Source organism: Aeromonas aquatilis (assembly GCF_054052405.1).
Map to the genome: position 1 here is coordinate 25,663 of NZ_JBSTYP010000040.1, position 19,654 is coordinate 45,316.

The 19,654-nt window shown below is 44.8% G+C and carries 16 protein-coding genes; 14 read left to right on the forward strand and 2 right to left on the reverse strand.

Going from position 1 to position 19,654, the window contains the following annotated elements; genetic code table 11:
- The first annotated feature begins 8 nt into the window (after positions 1-8).
- The 14 genes from ACW5W8_RS15905 (at position 9) to ACW5W8_RS15970 (ending at position 17,583) form a co-directional block, all read left to right on the forward strand.
- Complete coding sequence (locus ACW5W8_RS15905; RefSeq protein ID WP_498628668.1) at positions 9-1,145, forward strand: NAD-dependent epimerase/dehydratase family protein; 1,137 nt, start codon at positions 9-11, stop codon at positions 1,143-1,145.
- 68 nt (positions 1,146-1,213) lie between these two features.
- The gene (locus ACW5W8_RS15910) at positions 1,214-2,218 is read left to right on the forward strand and encodes a WaaS/CpsH family glycosyltransferase (RefSeq protein WP_498628669.1); all 1,005 of its coding nucleotides are present in this window, start codon (positions 1,214-1,216) and stop codon (positions 2,216-2,218) included.
- Between the two features lie 30 nt (positions 2,219-2,248).
- Positions 2,249-3,193 carry a UDP-glucose 4-epimerase family protein gene (locus ACW5W8_RS15915; protein ID WP_482320435.1) on the forward strand — a complete coding sequence of 315 codons (945 nt, stop codon included), beginning with the start codon at positions 2,249-2,251 and terminating at the stop codon, positions 3,191-3,193.
- Positions 3,187-3,744: a sugar transferase gene (locus tag ACW5W8_RS15920; protein ID WP_498628672.1), complete on the forward strand. Its 558-nt coding sequence runs from the start codon at positions 3,187-3,189 to the stop codon at positions 3,742-3,744. Before ACW5W8_RS15915 ends, ACW5W8_RS15920 begins: the two co-directional genes overlap by 7 nt.
- A gap of 25 nt (positions 3,745-3,769) precedes the next feature.
- On the forward strand, positions 3,770-5,731 hold the full coding sequence (locus ACW5W8_RS15925) for a polysaccharide biosynthesis protein (RefSeq protein ID WP_482320433.1): 1,962 nt from the start codon (positions 3,770-3,772) through the stop codon (positions 5,729-5,731).
- Positions 5,732-5,936: 205 nt separating this feature from the next.
- On the forward strand, positions 5,937-8,567 hold the full coding sequence (locus ACW5W8_RS15930; protein WP_498628674.1) for an SLBB domain-containing protein: 2,631 nt from the start codon (positions 5,937-5,939) through the stop codon (positions 8,565-8,567).
- Positions 8,568-8,611: 44 nt separating this feature from the next.
- Entirely contained in the window at positions 8,612-9,601 is a 990-nt protein-coding gene (locus ACW5W8_RS15935; protein WP_482320431.1) for a Wzz/FepE/Etk N-terminal domain-containing protein, read from the forward strand.
- Between the two features lie 127 nt (positions 9,602-9,728).
- Positions 9,729-9,989: a hypothetical protein gene (locus tag ACW5W8_RS15940; RefSeq protein WP_320657384.1), complete on the forward strand. Its 261-nt coding sequence runs from the start codon at positions 9,729-9,731 to the stop codon at positions 9,987-9,989.
- Between the two features lie 86 nt (positions 9,990-10,075).
- Entirely contained in the window at positions 10,076-10,756 is a 681-nt protein-coding gene (locus ACW5W8_RS15945; protein WP_155400134.1) for a YjbF family lipoprotein, read from the forward strand.
- Positions 10,753-11,514 (forward strand): capsule biosynthesis GfcC family protein, encoded by a 762-nt coding sequence (locus tag ACW5W8_RS15950; protein ID WP_080938065.1) that lies wholly within the window; start codon positions 10,753-10,755, stop codon positions 11,512-11,514. Before ACW5W8_RS15945 ends, ACW5W8_RS15950 begins: the two co-directional genes overlap by 4 nt.
- Positions 11,514-13,604, forward strand: coding sequence for a YjbH domain-containing protein (locus ACW5W8_RS15955; RefSeq protein ID WP_498628681.1), 2,091 nt, complete (start codon positions 11,514-11,516; stop codon positions 13,602-13,604). Before ACW5W8_RS15950 ends, ACW5W8_RS15955 begins: the two co-directional genes overlap by 1 nt.
- 59 nt (positions 13,605-13,663) lie before the next feature.
- Positions 13,664-14,737, forward strand: coding sequence for an LPS O-antigen chain length determinant protein WzzB (locus ACW5W8_RS15960; RefSeq protein ID WP_482320428.1), 1,074 nt, complete (start codon positions 13,664-13,666; stop codon positions 14,735-14,737).
- A gap of 113 nt (positions 14,738-14,850) precedes the next feature.
- Entirely contained in the window at positions 14,851-16,566 is a 1,716-nt protein-coding gene (locus ACW5W8_RS15965) for a PglL family O-oligosaccharyltransferase (RefSeq protein WP_498628683.1), read from the forward strand.
- A 606-nt stretch (positions 16,567-17,172) separates the two neighbouring features.
- Positions 17,173-17,583, forward strand: coding sequence for an H-NS family histone-like protein (locus ACW5W8_RS15970; protein WP_064338382.1), 411 nt, complete (start codon positions 17,173-17,175; stop codon positions 17,581-17,583).
- A 460-nt stretch (positions 17,584-18,043) separates the two neighbouring features.
- Here the strand turns inward: ACW5W8_RS15970 and istB are convergent, their stop codons facing one another.
- Together istB and ACW5W8_RS15980 are read right to left on the reverse strand one after the other, a co-directional pair.
- A complete protein-coding gene (gene istB / locus ACW5W8_RS15975) occupies positions 18,044-18,799 on the reverse strand; it encodes an IS21-like element ISAs29 family helper ATPase IstB (RefSeq protein ID WP_498628678.1) in 756 nt (251 codons plus the stop codon).
- A 14-nt stretch (positions 18,800-18,813) separates the two neighbouring features.
- A partial coding sequence (locus ACW5W8_RS15980) for a Mu transposase domain-containing protein (protein ID WP_498628679.1) occupies positions 18,814-19,654 on the reverse strand: 841 nt, incomplete at its 5' end.

A 19,654-nucleotide genomic window follows, 5' to 3' on the forward strand; every position in this document is an offset into this window, starting at 1 on the left:
TAATGAAAATGACGGGACATGTATTAATTACTGGTGGTGCAGGGTTTATTGGTTCTAATTTGGCATTGAAGCTGGTTGCATCTGGTTTCTCAGTAACTGTTTTGGATAATTTATCCCCGCAAATTCATGGCGATGATCCCGCGTTATCGCCTCTCTATCGTGCAATTAAAGATAAAGTTACTTTTATCAAAGGCACTGTTGAGTCAAGAGAGGATTGGTTAAGGGCGTTGGTAGGGGTAGATATAGTCGTACACTTGGCTGCTGAGACTGGCACAGGGCAATCGATGTATCAAATCAAGCGCTATAGTGATGTTAATATTGGTGGTAGCGCGATATTTCTCGACTTATTAGCTAATCAAAAGCACAGCATTAAAAGAATGGTAATTGCTTCTTCACGCTCTATCTATGGAGAGGGTAAGTACCAGTGTCAAGAACATGGCATTGTATATCCGACTGCGCGTGATGATGCCACTATGCTGCAAGGGGACTTCAATGTCAAGTGTCCTTTATGCAATACGGATGTAGCATTGTTGGCGACAGATGAAGAAAGTAAAATTCATCCCTCGTCTATTTATGGTGTCACCAAGCAAGTTCAAGAACAGATGTTTTTAATCACCGGCAAGAGCTTGGGTATTGATACAGTTGCACTGCGCTTTCAGAATGTATATGGGGCAGGACAGTCACTGTCTAATCCGTATACCGGTATTTTGTCAATCTTCTCTACACGAATAAAGAATGGAAATGATATTAATATTTTCGAAGATGGTAAAGAGAGCCGAGACTTTGTCTACATTGATGATGTAGTCAACTCTATTATTTTAGCGATACAAAGTGATAAGGCTACAGGTAAGGCCTACAACGTAGGTTCTGGTATATGCACGGATGTACTCACAGTCGCTACAACCCTTAAAGATATCTATCAGAGTGATTCCAAGATTAACGTAAGCGGTAATTACCGTGTTGGTGATATTCGTCACAACTATGCTGATTTGACTAGGGTTCAAAGAGACCTTGGGTTTGCGCCACGCATCAACTTTGAGCTGGGAATGAAGATGTTTACCAGTTGGGTTAACTTGCAGGATGTGCAAAGTGACCGTTATGAGCAATCCATAGATGAAATGAAAAAGAAAGGCTTGTATAAATAATACTATTCTCATGTTGTGCCTTGGATACCTTAAGTATCAAGGCACTTCTCTTGGTATTGGTAGATAACATGAACGATTTGGCTGGCAAAAAAGTCCTTTTTATATGTCCGCGTTTTTTTGGATATGAGCATGAAATTAAGAGTGGCTTGGCAAAATTAGGTGCTCAGGTTGACTATTATGATGAAAGGCCATTTAATTCATCCTTTGCTAAAATATTGAATAGACTTAACTTTAAAGCTGTAATTAAGAAAAGTATCAATGATTATTATTCTGATATCCTGAGAAATGCTGTAGTCACGGATTATGACTATCTCCTGGTGGTAGCTCCAGAAACGATTACTGCTGATTTTATAAAAAATCTAAAGTTAAACAATCCGAAAATAAAGACAGTTCTATATCTTTGGGATTCAATAAAAAATAAAAAAAATGCCTCTAATTTGATAGGGTATTTCGATAAAGTGGTTACCTTCGATAAAAAAGACTCATTCATTGATTCTAGGATAGAGTTTTTACCATTATTTTATATCGATGGGTATGCTAAAGATTTAAGTAGGTTAAATAATCACCATTATCAAATTGCATTTATCGGAACTGCTCATAGTGGTCGCTACAATCTAGTAACTACTATTGCTGATAGCCTAGGGACGGATAAAAAAAATAGTTATTTATTTTATTATTCTCCCAGTAGGTTAGTGTTTTTTTTAAAGAAGTTATTTACTAGTGAGCTAAAGGGAATGTCTCTTAAAGACATATCTTTTAATTCCATGACATCAAAAGAGATCATCTCTGTATTGGCTAATACAAAAGTTGTGATTGATATAGAACATCCCAATCAAAATGGATTAACGATGCGAACCATTGAAATGATAGGGATGCAAAAAAAATTAATTACAACCAACAAGAGTGTAATGGAATATGATTTCTATAATCCTAACAATATACTCGTGATTGATAGAGAAAATCCCTATATAGAAAATTCTTTTTTACATTCTGAATATCAGCCAATTAACAGCGAAATTCGTAAGAAATATGACATTTCATCATGGTTGATTAATTTGTTATCATTAAAATAAGATAGTAGCTTCTTATCGGTAGGGGGATTTATGATCTTGTTGACCGGGGCAACTGGATTTGTTGGAAGATCTGTTCTAAAGAACTTAATTAAAAGTGGGAGGTTTTCTGTTCGAACTTTTGGACGTGCATTACCATTTTTTGAGTCTGATTTAACTCAGCATGTATATGGAAATCTTGGCGCAGATGTGGACTATACAGATGCATTACTCGGCTCGGATGTTGTAATCCATTGTGCTGCGATGGCCCATGTTCATAAAAATTCTACAGATAAAAAAGCCGAGTTTAATCGAGTCAATTGTGCTGCGACTATAAAGTTAGCCAAGCAGGCCGTAGAGCAGGGTGTTAAACGGTTTATATTTATTAGTTCCATCGGAGTAAATGGGGGCCATAATCAGCAAAAACCATTTCGCTTTGATGATACACCTCAACCTTGGGATGATTATACAGCGTCTAAATGTTCGGCTGAGTTTGCATTGCGCGAACTTGCCTCCCAGACTGGGCTTGAAGTAGTTGTTATCCGTCCACCTTTAATTTATGGGGCTAAGGCTCCAGGTAACTTTGGTAAGTTAACTCATGCCGTGAGGCATGGTCGTTGGTTACCGCTTGGAGCAATTCATAATCAGCGAAGTTTTGTCGCGCTTGATAACCTGGTCGATTTGATCATTACCTGTATCAACCACCCTCATGCTACCAATCAGACCTTTTTGGTTAGTGATGATCAGGATGTATCAACCACTCAGTTACTTGAGAAGATGAGTCGTGCTGCGGGTAAATCTCCGCGTTTATTGCCAGTGCCAATGAGTTGGTTACGATTGGCAGGCAAGCTAACGGGTAAGCAGGCTGTAATTGAACGGTTGTGTGGTAATCTACAGGTCGATATCAGCCACACCAAAAAAATATTGGGTTGGCAGCCACCGATATCGCTGGAGGAAGGGATTAAACGCTGTTTTATTGAGGATAAAGAAAGATGTTGATTCGAGCGCTTGATTTTTTTGCAGCATTTTTTGGCTTGTTATTGCTTTGGCCTATTTTGTTGGTCGTCACCTTGATCGGCCTGTTTGATACCGGTTCACCCATTTTTGTACAGGAACGGGTCGGGCGTTACAAAAAGCCATTCAGACTGATTAAATTTCGTACCATGTCGGTCGATACCCAGTCGGTGGCGAGCCACTTGGCTAACACAAGTTCGATCACCAAGCTAGGGGCCTTTTTACGCAAGACTAAAATTGATGAACTTCCACAACTCATTAATGTACTTAAAGGTGAGATGAGCTTGGTTGGGCCTCGACCTAATCTATTTAATCAGGAAGAACTAATCAAAGAGCGTGATGCTTTGGGTATTTATGATGTATTGCCTGGTATTACAGGTTTAGCTCAGATTCAGAATATTGATATGTCTACACCAGCCTTGTTAGCCAAAACTGATCGTGAAATGATTGATTCATTAAATATTGAAAAGTACTTTCGCTACATACTGATGACCGCAACAGGCCGTGGCAGTGGTGATGCAATTAAAAATAAATAAATATGTATTTATACTGGGATAAATCATGTTGGATCTTTTTTTAGGTATCTCTCGTTTCTATAAGCGACTAATCAGTGTATTTGCTGACTCGATATTACTGTCAATCGCATACTGGGGTGCGTTTGGAGTTCGTCTTGACGCAGAGGCGCCATTTGACGATGTCAACTATTGGCATGTCCTGGCATTGCTTCTCCCTGTGACTGTTTTCATATTTATGAAATTGGGTCTTTATCGTGCCGTATTACGGTATGTGGGATTTAAAGTACTATGGACTGTGTCATTGGGGGTAGCTCTGTCTGCCGTCATGTTCGTCATGTTGGCTTTCTTTCTTGCCGTACCTTTGCCAAGAACAGTCTCTCTTATCTATTTCTCTTTTGCAGTGTTATTGGTTGGTGGGGTTAGGCTTTTCTTCAGAATGGCCATTCACCGTGGAAAACATACCCGTGTTCCGGTTCTAATATATGGTGCCGGAGCATCTGGACGTCAATTACAGATTGCCTTGAATCAAGGGCAAGAATTTTATCCTGTTGCATTTGTCGATGACGATAACTCCTTGGTTAAAGCTGTTATTCAAGGCGTCAGCGTCTATAGCTCTGAAAGTATAGCTAATTTGATTTCCCAGTTTGAAATTAAGAAAATATTGTTAGCAATGCCCAGTGCATCTCGAGCTCGCCGTCAAGAGGTTATCAATCATTTAGAGCACTTTCCATGCGAGGTACTCTCTATCCCTGGCATGGTGGACTTGGTCGAAGGAAAGGCTCACATTGATGAATTGAAAGAAGTCTCTATCGAAGATCTGCTAGGTCGGGATCCTGTTGATCCGATCCCTAATTTGATGAACGCCAACATATCTGGCAAGAAAGTCATGGTTACCGGAGCGGGGGGCTCTATCGGTTCGGAATTATGTCGACAAATCATTCGCTGCCGACCTGAAAAATTGGTCCTTTTTGAATTATCAGAGTATGGATTATACGCTATTGATAAAGAGCTAAGGGAGTTATGTATAGCTCAGAGTCTTGATGTTGAAATCATCCCCCTGTTGGGCTCTGTACAAAGAATGCATCGCTTACAAGCCGTGATGCGTTATTTTCAAGTTCAAACAGTTTATCATGCCGCGGCATATAAGCATGTTCCTTTGGTTGAATATAATGTTGTTGAGGGGGTTCGTAATAATGTTTTTGGTACCTTATACAGCGCTCAAGCGGCTATCTCGGCAGGAGTGGAGACATTTGTCTTAATTTCTACTGATAAAGCAGTACGACCAACTAACACCATGGGAACGACCAAGCGGTTGGCTGAGTTGGTGCTTCAAGCCCTTGCAGCTGCGCAGTCTCACACTCGCTTTTGCATGGTGCGTTTTGGCAATGTGCTAGGTTCTTCCGGATCTGTTGTGCCTTTATTCCGACAGCAAATCCGCTCTGGTGGGCCGCTTACAGTCACTCATCCTGATATCACTCGATATTTTATGACAATTCCTGAAGCTTCTCAGCTGGTGATTCAGGCTGGAGCCATGGGAGAGGGGGGCGATGTATTTGTGTTGGACATGGGGAAATCAGTCAAGATTATAGATTTAGCATACCGCATGGTACGCCTCAGTGGTTTGCGTGTTAGAAATGAACAATTTCCCGACGGTGATATCGAAATCAAGATTACGGGGTTACGACCTGGCGAGAAGCTTTATGAAGAATTGTTGATTGGTGAGCAAGTCGAAGGGACTGCGCATCCGCGTATAATGAAAGCATCTGAGCAGATGCTCACTTGGTCTGAACTTCGGGCATTTTTGGTGGATCTCGACAGCGCTTGTCATCAGTTTGATCACGAAAAAATTCGCGAACTCTTACTTGGTATTCCTGCTGGTTTTTCACCAACAGACGGTATTTGTGATCTTGTGTGGCATGCGAGAATCACAAGTCATGGGCAGTTAAACAAGCCGACATTAACTAATATAGATTTTCTTTATTCAGATTCATCACTACCTATGCAATGAATATTATGGTCTAATCGGTTATAAGTACTAATGTTGTTGTTATGCGTTTTCAAGTGGAGTTTGGTTTGGGCAACTTCATGTTGAACCTTCACCGTTAAAATTGTTTTAATGATAGTTTTTTATCATCGACTAACCACTTAGATTGTTATTTTCAATCCATAAGCGGACTTTGATCAAATTTTCATATCGGCAGGCATTAAACATAATGAATAAAATGAAAGGACTGTGTTTATCATCAGCAGCTTTGATTGGAACGGTAGTCGCTGCACCACAAATAACACCAGAGATGATGGCGAAATTTAAGCAGTTATCTCCTGCCCAGCAGCAGGCATTGGCTGTACAGTATGGTGTCGATACCTCTCAGTTGGGCGGGGGGGCAGGACAAAAAAGTAGCGTTACACCGGTTAAGACTGCGCCGGTAGCCGCTCCTCGCGAGGTTGATTATAGCCAAACTTCCCAGCGGCCTTTGGTGGCCGGTGTTGCGCAAGAGGGAACGTTACAGCCTTTTGGTTACAATGTTTTTGCTGGTGAGCCTTTAACAGATGCTCCGGTGGTCGATATGCCGGTGGCAGATGATTATGTTATGGGGCCTGGTGATGAAATTCTGGTTCAGCTTTATGGCAAGGAAAATGCGACTTATACCCTCGCAATAGGGCGGGAAGGGTTTATCGATTTCCCCTCGCTGGGGCCAATAGCTGCTTCCGGGCAAACATTCCAGCAATTGCGTAGTGAGCTTGAGAGCCGAATTAAAGAGCAGAAGATTGGGGTTGAAGCCTTTATCAGCTTCGGAGCGCTGCGTACCATGCAAGTATTTGTCATGGGCGATGCTTATCGCCCCGGTGCTTATAATGTTAATGGTATGGCGACTGTGACTCAGGCTCTGCAGGCTGCAGGTGGTATTGATACCGTTGGCTCATTGCGCAAGATTCAGGTCAAGCGTGCTGGTAATAAAGTCATTGATGTTGATCTTTACAAGATGCTGGTTTGGGGGGACACCAGTCAGGATATTCGGTTGCGCTCTGGTGATACGGTCTTTGTCCCAGCCAAGGGCAATGAGGTGAGTATTGATGGTCTTGTCAAACGCCCTGCTATTTACGAGCTGAGTGGTCCAGCTGCTCTGAGTAATGTGTTGGGATTGGCAGGTGGGATGAAAGCCTCGGCACTGAATGAGGTGTCAGTCACTCGTTATGGTGAGAGTGGTATGCGGGTTTTCAACCTGAACTTGTCAAGTCAGCATGATCGCCAGTTTGTCGTTCGCGATGGCGATAAAATTAATGTCAAGCCAAGCACCACAGAATACAGTCAGGCTGTTGTAGTGAAAGGTGCAGTAGTCCGTGATGGTGTCTTTAGTTTTGAGCCTGGTATGCGGATCAGTCGTGTGCTGCAAAGCGCTGAACGCGACCTGACTTCGGTGACAGACCTCAACTATGCCTTGGTTGTGCGTGAAATGGATGCTCAGCGAAATATTGAGGTGCTGCAATTCAATTTGGGGCGTGCATTGCAAATGCCTGGTGGGGAGGATGATATCCGCTTACAGCCGCGCGATCAGGTGTTGATTTTTAGTAATGATGCAACAGATAGATTGAAGCAAGTGGCTAATAGTCACCCTTCTTCCGAGGGGCTTAACCAGCTGACTCAGCAACGAATTCAGCAGCAAGCTGACGCCGTAGATAATAGTACTGGTGCCGATGTTAAAGTTAGTGAAATTAGTAAACAGGACAAAATGACTTTGTCGAAGGTGTCCGGTTCAACAGAGACCGAAGCAATTGTCGGTGCTTCTCGTCAAGCTTTGCTATCCCCAGTTCTGGAGCGTTTGAAAGCGCAAGCTGCCCAAGGTAAGCCGGTGCAGATTGCCGAGGTGCGTGGCGAGGTAAAATATCCGGGGATTTATCCTTTAACGCGATATAGCCGCACTCATGATTTGATCTTGGCGGCTGGCGGTTTTAATGAAAAGGCTAATATAATTGAGTTATCCCGTGTCAACGAGCGCGGCAACGACATCTCGATTGAAAATCAACGGCTGGATTTGGCTACGGCAAATCGGGTGACCGGTTCGCCATTGGTTCAATCCAAAGATAGCATGAATGTATTACCGCATCCTCAATGGCGTGAGGAGGCAACTGTTCAAGTTTTTGGCGAAGTCAAATTCCCGGGGACTTATACTGTTCGCCGTGGCGAAAGTTTGCATGATTTGATTCAGCGGGTTGGTGGTATCACGCCCTATGCAAATCCAAATGGAACTGTGTTTGCACGGGAAGCACTGCGTAAGCAAGAAGCTGAACGTCTTGAGTTATTGCGCGATGAATTGAAACAAGAAATTGCAACAATGACGTTGCGCCGGCAATCCAGCATAGCAAACTACAATAGCTCTCCTGCTGAGGCTATGACAGTTGTCAATCACCTGGAAAATACCAAGGCTATTGGACGTATGACGATTGATATGCCTGCTATTTTAAGCGGTGAAAAGAATGCCGATGTTATGCTACAAGATGGTGATAAGGTTTACGTGCCGGCCTTGCAAAATGTGGTATCAATTCAAGGGATGGTACAGTTTCCCTCTACTCACATTTATGACAGTGGGTTGAGTATTAAGGATTATCTAAGCCGCGCAGGTGGAACCAAGAAACAAGCGGATACCGATCGTATCTATGTCATAAAAGCAAATGGGAGTGTCATGTTGCCTGGTGATAGCTGGTTTGGTAGTCGGAAAGGGTTGGAGCCTGGTGACAGTATTATCGTGCCTGTGGATTCTGACTATCTGGATAATTTGAGCATAATGACTTCTGCAACCCAGGTCCTCTATCAACTGGGTGTTGCTTGGAGTGCAGTCAAGTAATGTTGACTTTTTTTGATAACTAACTGGCCAGGTGACGAAGCAGAATGCCTGGCCTCTTTAACATCCGGTTTTATATGACAAACAGAAAAGAAAAGCCTTCATTTTCACTGGCTATGCCCCCTGTGACAGATGATGAGATAGATTTACGTGAGTTGTTCATGGCTCTGCGGCGGGGAAAGTTGTGGCTATTTATGACTACCCTGCTCGGTGCTGTAATATCTATTTTTATTGCCATATCACTCCCTAATGTTTATCGAGCAGAAGCATTACTTGCTCCGTCATCTGAACAACAAGGTGGTGGGCTTGCTGCTATGGCTGCCCAGTTTGGCGGGCTGGCCAATTTAGCTGGTATCAATCTGAAGAGTGATAAGGCCGATAAAACGGCGATTACTGTTGAAATAGGTAAATCACGTCAGTTTTTAAGCCACTTTATCCGAGAACATCACTTGGAGGTGCCATTAATTGCAGCCTCAAGGGCAGACAAAGTAACTGGTGAGCTCATTATTAATGAAGACATCTATGACTTAACCCATAAAAAGTGGGTTCGCGAAGTGCCGAATGGAAAGTCTGTGGAGCCTACGGATTGGGAGCTGGTCGAGGCATTTCGCAAGCTTGCGAGTGTCAGCCAGGATAACAAGTCCGGGTTGGTGACTGTTGTGGTTGATTTCTACTCCCCACAACTTGCTAAGCAGTGGGTTGACTGGTTGGTGTCAGATCTCAACGCGACCATGAAAACGCGCGATCAGAATGATGCTATCCGTAACATTACTTACCTTAAGTCCCAGCTTGAAAAGACACCAGTAGCTGATATGCAGAAGGTTTTTTATCAACTGATTGAGGATCAGACCAAAACGCTGATGCTGGCTGAAGTCAACCAGGAGTATGTGTTCAAAACCCTGGACCCTGCGGTTGTGGCTGAAGAGAAATTAAAGCCCAAGCGCGCGCTTATCGTGGTACTTGGTACTTTACTAGGCACTTTGTTCGGTGTTGTGCTGCTGCTGGGTCGTCACGTTATGCGTCGTAAGGTGGCATAAGTGTGGCTTGTGTGGTAGCTATACAAAACGAGAGTTTGACTCAAATGTACCACGTGAGCGCTGGTCAAATTCTCAATTTGGGATTATTCTATATCTTCTTAACTCACTCATGATAAGGAATGTTTGCATGAAAAAGTCAGCTATGACTCTGGCCGCTTTGCTGGCTCTGTCAACTAATGCGTTTGCTGCTGAAGAAGTTGCAGCAGCTACTACTACCACTGGTGGCACTGCCGGTGGTGTTGCTGCTACTGGCGCAGCAATTGGCACTACCACTGCAGTTGCCATTGGTGTCGGTGTTGCTGCGTTGACCGCACTGGTTGTTTCTGAAGCCAGCAAAGACAATGCAGGTACTGGTACCAATACCAATACCAATACTGCTACCAAGTAATTGTGAATATTTATTCTTAAAAAATAAGGCTACCTTTGGTAGCCTTATTTTTTAGCGCTCTTCTTTTCAAACCGAGCTCTGTTGATATGGTTTTCAATCGTCAATTGATATTTTTAGGGTTGTTTTTATTAAGTGGATGCTCGACCACTGGGTCCAATACATTTGCAACAATACGATATGCTGCTTGGGGTAATCCAGATGTTGAACTGACTGCTGAACAAGTGAGTAAGATCCCCTACGCCAGCGCCTATCTGCAAGTAGGTGATAGCCCACAAGCATTTGTAGTATTAGCATTTGCTGATCCAGATAGCTCACTTACTTGGATGGGTGCAGACAAAAATATTTTTGTTACCAAGTATGGCCGTATTATTAAGACTGTTGGCTTGGATAATGACCTCTATAGTATTCATGAAATCGGAGCCAGTTCTGATCCTTTGCGTCTTCTCAAGTTTTCCGTAACTAATGAAGAATGCCGACAAGCCTACCAGCCTTGGTCGTATAGAAGTGAATGGACTAAAGACTATGTAAGCGGCTATCAGGTGCGTGTAAATGTTAATCCTCCTCAAGCAGACACACTTGTGATACTCGGGAAATCTTATCAAACCTTGATGTTTGAAGAATTGATTGATATTCCATCACTCAATCAACAGTGGTTAAACAAATATTGGGTTGATCAACATAATGGCGAAGTGCTAAGAACAGAACAGCAGCTGGGGCCTGATATGCCAGTTATTAAAATGACCATTTTGAAACCATATTTATCATGAAATTTAAAACTCTTTTCGCTTTGTTATTGCCTGCCATCACGGTGCATAGTGCAGAACCAGGTAGTCAAGTAAATGTAGTTTACTCCAATCATTCAGTTGCCACTGTGAAGTTATTATCAGGGGCTAGGCTTGCTGATCTTTTAGTATCCTCACAATTACCCTCTGAAACGTATTGGCGCAGTGCGCAGATAAGTCATCCTCAGTCTCACGCTAATATAATATCAGCTAAGATCAATCTCTTGAATGACCTGAAGGCGTTGCAAGTACAGTGGATGCGTGATGGTAATATGGGGGCATGGGTACAATCTTCACAGCAACTTTTAATTGAGATTGACCGCCTTAATGTTACAGGGCGATTACCCATAACAATCGATCCTGTTATCAATCGTGCTCATGAAGATAAGAATCCTCTCTTATCTGGTGATTACACACTGTTCATCTCTCCTCGTAGTCAGTTTATCTATTTTACTGGTCTAATTAATGGAGCCTCCAGACAACTTTTACGCGAAGGTGCTGGTTTAGCTGATTACTGGCAAGCATATTCGCTGTTAGCGGGGGCCGATCTGGCTCAAGCATATTTGATTCAACCAACAGGCGAGGTCTCGCTGGTGCCTGTTGCTGTCTGGAACCAATTACATCGTGAGCCGATGGCTGGAGCAACGTTATTTGTCGGTTTTGATACAGACTTGTTACCTGCCAAGTATAAGAATCTAAATCTGCGTATTGCTAATCTGCTTGCCAACCGGATGCCTGAGTGATGATACCAAGAGTAACGTTTATTGCGCTTTTCGTAAGTAGTGTTGTGCATGCTGCAAGCTCTGCTAATGACCCATATGGCCCATCGCAGAGTGATTTTGGTGGTGTGGGGTTGATGCAGATGCCGACTGCCAGAATGGCAAAAGAGGGGGAGTTCAGCGCCAACTATTTTGATAATGATCAATATCGTCGTTGGTCTATTTCTGTTCAACCCTTTGATTGGTTTGAAGCTACCCTGCGTTATACTGATGTGAGAACACAACTCTACAGTCAAAACGAAGATTTTAGTGGTGATCAAACCTATAAAGATAAAGGAATAGACTTCAAATTCAGACTGATGCGGGAGTCTAAATGGGCCCCCCAAGTTGCTCTTGGCTTCAGAGATTTGATGGGCACCGGGTTGTTTGATAGTGAATATGTCGTTGCGAGTAAGCGCTATGGGCCTTTCGATTTCACTCTTGGCATGGGGTGGGGCAATATGGCCGAAAGTGGCAATATCAATAATCCATTCTGTGAAATTAAAGATAGCTGGTGTCAGCGGAACCAAGGTGTTTCAGGAAGTGGTGGAAAGTTTGAATGGAATAGCCTCTTCCATGGGACAACTGCACTATTTGGTGGCGTTGAATATCAAACGCCATGGCATCCTCTACGATTGAAACTGGAGTATGATGGTAACGATTATAGCCGAGAGTTTGCCGCGAGCTATGATCCATTAAAACAAACATCGCCATGGAATGTTGGTGCAGTCTATAGAGTATTTGACAATATAGATACGCATCTGAGTTGGCAGCGAGGGAATACCTTGATGTGGGGGATTACCATGCGAACCAATTTCAATGAACTTAAATCAGCACATATTGATGACCCTCGCCAAAGATATCAGGTTGAAAATGTGCCAGATACGGTGGCACATGTAGACTGGAAGCAATTTTCCAGTGACTTGAATAGTAATGCAGGTTGGAAAGATACTGTTATATATCAAGATGATGCATCGGTAACGATTATTGCCGAGCAGGTTAAATACAGAAATAGAGATGAATCTACACTCCGAACCGGTTTGCTGGCGGCAAATTATTTACCCGAATCAGTACGTAAGGTCCATGTCCTCGATAGCAAGGATGATTTCAAGCTACAAGAAACGACTATCGATCTGCCATCGGTGCGAGCCGCTAATGTGACCCAGACTTTGGGGCAGGAGCATGAAGCGCAGTTCTATACTAGCGCTATCAGTAAAGACTATGAGAGTAGCAAGAAAGTATTTCAAGAGGAAAAGGATAGAATATCATACTCAATTGACTCTGACTTGAATCAATCCTTTGGGGGGCCTGAGTCTTTTTATATGTATCAGTTCGGAATAAATGGTAATGCCAGTTGGCACTTGTCTGAACAGATATCATTGGATAGCACGGTTTTTCTTAATGTTGTTAATAATTACGATAAGTTTAATTATAAAACGCCGCCTGCTGATGGTGAGGCATTACCACGAGTCAGAACATGGATCCGTGAGTATGTAGATTCATCAAATGTTTTATTAAACAACTTGCAGTTGACTAATATACAACAGTTATCTACAGACTGGTATGGCCAAGTGTATGGTGGTTATCTTGAGATGATGTATGCAGGTGTGGGAGGAGAAGCATTATATCGTCCTTATGGACAGTCATGGGCGGTTGGTATTGATACCAACTGGGTAAAACAGAGGGACTGGTATAACACCCTCAAGATGGCAGATTACGATGTGGTTACTGGGCACCTGACTGGTTACTTGCAATTGCCCTATTTTGACAACATCACGGCCAAAATTGCTGTAGGGAGATATCTGGCTGGTGATAAGGGGGCGACGTTTGATTTTTCAAAACTGTTTGACTCAGGGGTTATGCTTGGTGCTTATGCCACACTGACAGACGTATCTTCTGAAGAGTATGGTGAAGGTAGCTTCACCAAAGGCATTTATGTCACAATTCCCTTCGATCTGATGCTGATCCACCCGACAACAACTAAAGGTTCTATCGGTTGGGTTCCGCTCACTCGTGATGGTGGACAGATGTTGTCACGCAAGACCGCACTTTATAGTCTGACCTCATTGGAATGAGGTGTTTTATAGTATAATGTGGTATTTTTTTTGGAAAGTTTTTTATAATCGGTGATTGAATGATATCAAAAAATGTCTTGCCAAACGCTTTTTCTTCAGCAGAAGATGAAATAGATCTTCGCGATATTATTTCTATTTTATGGCGCGATAAATTATTGATACTGTTACTTTCTTTTATATTTTTAAGTGTTTCTTCTATTTATGCCTTTCTTGCTCGTCAAGTGTGGACAAGTCAAGCCTTGATCAGCGAACCATCAATTAAACAGGTGGATGCTTTGGCGCTGGGGGTTGCACAGATCAAAGGTAGTATGCCTCTCAAAGCTGCTGAACAGATCGATTTTTCGACCTTGGAACGTCCTGAAATATATAAAAGCTTTATTGCAGCATTTAATAGTATGAGCAATAAAAAAGCATTCCTTATAAATGAAGGTGTTTTTGCTGAAGAAGTTAAACGAGCTGAGATCAAGGATAGTCGCAGTGAGCGTGCATTAATGAATGAGCTCAGCAAAGATATAGTAGCGATACCTTTCGATAAAACTAGCCCTGATTTTACCTTGAGATTTTCTGCTGAAAGTGCTGAATTGGCGAATCAGCGCTTATTAAGGTATATGGATTTTATTCAGGCGCAGCAGATTGCAGAAAAAAATGAAGAGCTTAATAGTATTTTGAATGGTCGTATACAAGTTCTGTCTGTTCAGTATGAAAATATAAAATCTGATGCGCTTAAAACTCTCCAAGATGAAATTCTAAAGACCAAATACAGTCTACAAATTAGTCAGGCGGCAGGAGTGGATAGGCCTTTGGAACGTATTGGCTTAGAATCAATATTTAACATTGATTTAGGCAGTAAGGGCCTGGCAGAAAAACTGCGAATTCTAAATGGAATAAAAGTTCCTGAGATATTAAATCCTGAGCTGGCCAACGTTCGCCAGCAGCTAAATAGCTTGAAAGCATTAAATTTGGCGCATTCGAAGTTTTCATCATTTCATGTCATCGACTCACCAGAAGAGCCCTTTACCAGAGACAAGCCGAAACGGCCACTGATTGTTGTTTTGGGCACCTTACTTGGCGGTATGTTGGGTATAGTGATTGTTCTTGTTCGTCACGCCTTTAGTCGGCCAGAAGATTCATAATATTTGTGGTTTAGCAGAGGGGGCTGTTAGCCCTCTTTCTTTTATCTATATCTTCGTTGCCATTTCAATGTTAGGTTGGCTTAAGGAGTTGGGTTGTGACGTTAAAGCGAACCATGATGACTTTAAGTGTGCTTTATTGGCTATTGGGCATGCATTTTTTTATGCACAACCCTGGTGGTGCAGGGCTTTATCTGCCCTTTAACACATGGGGATGGGTGTTTGCCTCGTTGGCTATTGGGCTGGGATTGTGGCAGGTGACCTTACGCCAGCGTCTGGTATTTTCTTCATTACAGGCTGGGTTATGGGTAGGGGCTTTCTTACTGCTGCTCCCTATGCTTTATCTAGGATTTTCACTCAAGGATTATGCCATCCCCAGATTACTGGGGCTTTTTGCTGGTCTGCTGTTTTTGTTTGGACTCTATCAATGGCGCTTTGATAAGGCGCAGCGTGATCGCTTGCTTTATCTCATCCTGATCGCGATCGCGATGGAGGCAGTGCTGGGTCTGGTGCAGTTCTACCTCTTAACGCCAGGTAACTGGATTGGCTATGACACCAAAGCCAATCGCCCTTACGGGATCTTTCAACAGCCAAATGTGATGGCGACATTTATGGCAACTGGCCTTGCCCTTGCTATCTGGCTGGAATTACGCCGAGCGGGTGGTCGATTGCTGATGGCGTTGCGCTATGGTGTCATTCTATCTGCAGCACTGCTGCTCGTTGCTTTGCAATCTAGAGTGGGGCAGTTAGGCGGCCTGCTAGCACTGTTTTTACTGATGCCTCAGCTTTATCGACAGCGGCTTTTATGGCGTATAGTGGGCCTGGTTATTTTGGCTGTAGCGATTGGCCTGTTATCACAATATTGGCTGGCTGGAGCAAAACGCGGATTAGAGATCTATCAGTCCGGTGGTATGCGCTCTATTTACTGGCCTTATGCTGTAAAACTGATTGCACAGGCTCCCTGGAGTGGATGGGGATACGGCAGTTTTGAATCTGTTTTTCTTCATCACTACATGGCTGATAAAGCACTGAATCCGTCCATGGTGCAGATTGAGTACAATCTTGACCACCCCCACAACGAGTTTCTCTATTGGGTTGTTGAGGGCGGTATTGCGCCCATGGTCGGCATGGTGATCATGGGGGGGGTATTATTATGGCGTCTGGCGAGTGTGCGTTGGGTAAATGCCATGGGATTGCTTGCTCTGGTTACACCGATCTTGCTTCATACCCAGACGGAATACCCGCTCTACCATGCGATCGTGTTGTGGTGGCTGTTGCTGATGCTGATTTATATCATCGATACCGAAATTGAGGAGACCAACCTGGCGAGTCAGGGTTTCTCATCATGGTGGGATATGGATTGCCGCCCATGGCTGTTGCTGCGATTTATGGCGATCGCTATCCCGCTGCTGGTTGTTCCCTTTATGCTCACAGCAATTCACACCGCATGGGTAGTCACCAAGTACGAAAGAGGTGGGTATAAAGAGCCGACCTTGCTACTTGATATCATCAATCCCATGGCTTGGTTGACCCGAGTCGAGTTTGATGTGAACTCGGTTCGTCTGATGGTGGGTTTGCAGACAAACAACAAGACCGAACTGGGAGCTTATCTGGAGTGGGGGCAGGCATTCGTACGCCATACACCCCGTGCCAACATATACGCCAATATGGTGATCGCACTTAATGCATTGGGTCGTACGGAGGAAGCCAATGCGATGCGGGCAGAAGCACTTAAGCTCTATCCAACCGAGCCCCTTTTAACTGGGTCTGCTTCACAGGCAGTGATTACCGGTGTTGATCAATCAGGCAAGAATATCACCAAAAATAAATAGTGCTATTTGGCTACATAGAAAGCCAGCCCTTAAAACGGCTGGCTTTTTTATTGTTGACCTTCTGGACTTCCAGTATCCGAACAGTCTGTTTTCGGACGAATACGTCTGTCAAACGGGCTAAGAAAAGCATATTTGAAATGTCATTCGTTGTTCTCAACCAATTGATTAATATGTAATTTTATTGGTGGTGCCGAATGGGTTGATAGTCAGTTGGGATATCCCCTCATCATCGGGGGACGGGACAGGATCTAGACATGTTCATTGCTAAACAGATAGGCGTAGTCTTGTCACATGATGTTGAACGTATGGTAGAAATGTGCGCTCAGGCTTATAAGTCAGGTTGCCGAGTTAGTTTTGTTGGATGCTGAACTGGAAATTAATGAGTCTTGAAATACTGATGTTTCTTGAACACAAGATGGTAATCACCACTCTATCCAGAAGATCTGCATTCCAGCCAGTTTGTTATTGATAGTGGCAAGCATTCGATCTTGATGGTGAAATTTAAGAAAAAAAGAACGTTAATATAGAAAAACTGTATGTTCTCGCGAATCGTCCATGCTATTCTGAAACAGTTATCCCTGTAACGGACTTTTTTGTGAGGAAATAATGAACGAGTTTCTGAAAGTTCTGCTGAACATTCGCAGTTTGCGTGCGGCTATTCGTGAGCTGCCGTTTGAGCAACTGCTGGAAGCTAAAGAGAAGTTTGACCTGGTTTACCAAGAGCGCGCCGATTCTGTTGAACAGGAGCGCGCTGAACAGGAAGAGCGTCAGCGCAAGCTGAATGAATTCACCGAAATGCTGCAGCAGGCTGGTATTGATCCTCGCGAGCTGCTGGCAACTGCCACTGCTCCGGCTGCTGCGGCTGGTGCTGCCAAGAGCAAGCGTGCTCCGCGTCCGGCTAAATACAAGTACGAAGAAGATGGCCAGGAAAAAACCTGGACCGGTCAAGGCCGTATGCCGAAAGCCATTGCTGCTCAAGTAGCACTGGGTAAAGACCTGAACGATTTCCTGATCTAATTCGTCAGGTTCAGAGATTGAATAATGCCGCCTTTGAGCGGCATTATTTTTGCCGTTTTACTCGTGGTTATCCAATCTGCCCCTTCGCCCCACTGTTATCTACATCCTCGCTTGTATCCTTTTTACCGTCGTTTCACCGCACTGTTACTTTGCTCAATATCCCTCGCTGTTTGCGATTAATTTTGTCGTGCAGGATTAACTGCGTGATATCGCTATTTGTATGCGTCGTGCAGATATGCGCTTCGGATATGTCGCTCACGATTCACGGGGCGCCGCTCGGCAAGAGCCAAGCTCTCTGCTGATTGAATATCCGGTAATCCTTATCTCTGGTCAGGGAGCGTGAGGGATAGAGAGAGTCGCAAAGTATGGCCGGGATATTCTGCGTATTCCGGCGAAGTTGAACAGCCATTCCGGCCAACGTGAACACCCTGATCCTTAACGCGCTCACGTCATCTCGTTTCTAACTCGACTGTTCAGATTGGGTCAACTCACTTCTCCTCTTCCTCATCGATTCTCCCTTCAGTGACAGCCGGTGAGCGTTGTGCATCAGCCGGTCCAGGATCGCATCTGCTAGGGTGTTGTCACCCAAGCTCGCGTACCACTCTTCAGTTGGCAGCTGACTGACCACTATCGTCGAGTATTTCCCATACCGATCATCCATGATCTCCAGCAGTGCGTTGCGCTGTTCGGCATTCACCGCCTCCAGTCCCCAGTCATCCAGGATCAGCAGCTCTATCCTTGCCAGTTGGCCCAGCAGTCTGGCGTAACTGCCATCTACCTTGGCCTGGCTCAGCTCAAGCAGCAGACGTGGCAGCCGGTAGTAACGAGTGCTATGCCCTTGCTGACAGGCTTGGTAGCCCAGCACACAAGCCAGGTAGGTTTTTCCACAGCCACAGGGGCCGGTAATGAGCAGGTTCTGGCCCCGGCGCAGCCACTCTCCTTGGGCCAGGTTTGCGACCTGTGACCGCTCCAGGTTGCGTGCTGACTGGTAGTCCAGCTCCTGCACCGTGGCCTGGAGTTTGAGCCTTGCCTGCTTGACCAGCCGAGTTTGCTTACGCTGCTCCCGGCTCAGTTGTTCGTGTTCGACCAGCAGGCTTAGCCGCTCGATGAAGGGCAGCCCTTCGTAGGTACTCGCCTGTTCCAGTTGTTGTTGCACGGCATCCGCCATGCCGGTCAGTTTCAGGTTTCTCAGGCGGGTCAGGGTTTGTTGGGTCATGGGGCGTATCCTCTTTAGTGGAAGCTCTGGGGGCCGCGGATGTTCTCGTGCTCTTGCGGCAACTCTGGGTAGCTCAGCGGGCTTGCGGGCAGTTGGTCGCGGCCACTGGCCAGCACCGACTTGAGCTGCTTGAGCCGCACCAGTCCTTCCCGGTTAGCCAACTGGCAGCAAGCCTCGACCCGTGATGGCGGATACTCCCAGCTAAGACTCAGTAGCCCCAGGCAGAGCCGGTATGCCTGCTCGGCATGGGCTTTCTCTTCCAGCCGTTCGCTAACCCAGCACAAGGTGCCCGGTCCGATGTCAGCAGCCCACTGTTTAAGACGCCCAGGGGTCCAGCGTTGCTGCTTGCTGTGACGTTCCGGCATGTGCTCAGGGAGCGTGCTCATCCCCGGGATGGTTTTACGTGGATGGCTCGCGACCAGCTGTTGCTGGTGATAGACCTGAAGCAGTGTGTCGCCTGCATGGAGCTCCAGTTGCTGACCCACATACTGGTGTGGCACCGAGTAATGGTGCTGCTCATAGCTGACGTGATAGTCGATGTTGACCTTGACCGTTTTGATGGCGACATAGCGATAGGGATGCACCGGCAGTGGTCCCAGTGCCGGGCGGTCCAACTGCTCAAATGCGTCACGTCGGTTACCGGGCAGTTGCTTGAACGGACGCTCGTTGAGTTCGTTCAGCAAGGCACGGATGCACTGGTTGAGTTCGGCAAGCGAGAAGAAGGTCTGATGGCGTAGACGGGCCAGGATCCAGCGCTCGACGATCTGTGAGGTATCCTGATTTTCACAGACAGTCCCGATTGTTACGATGAGACAATCGGGGGTATTGAATGAAATCGAGAGAACACTATTCACC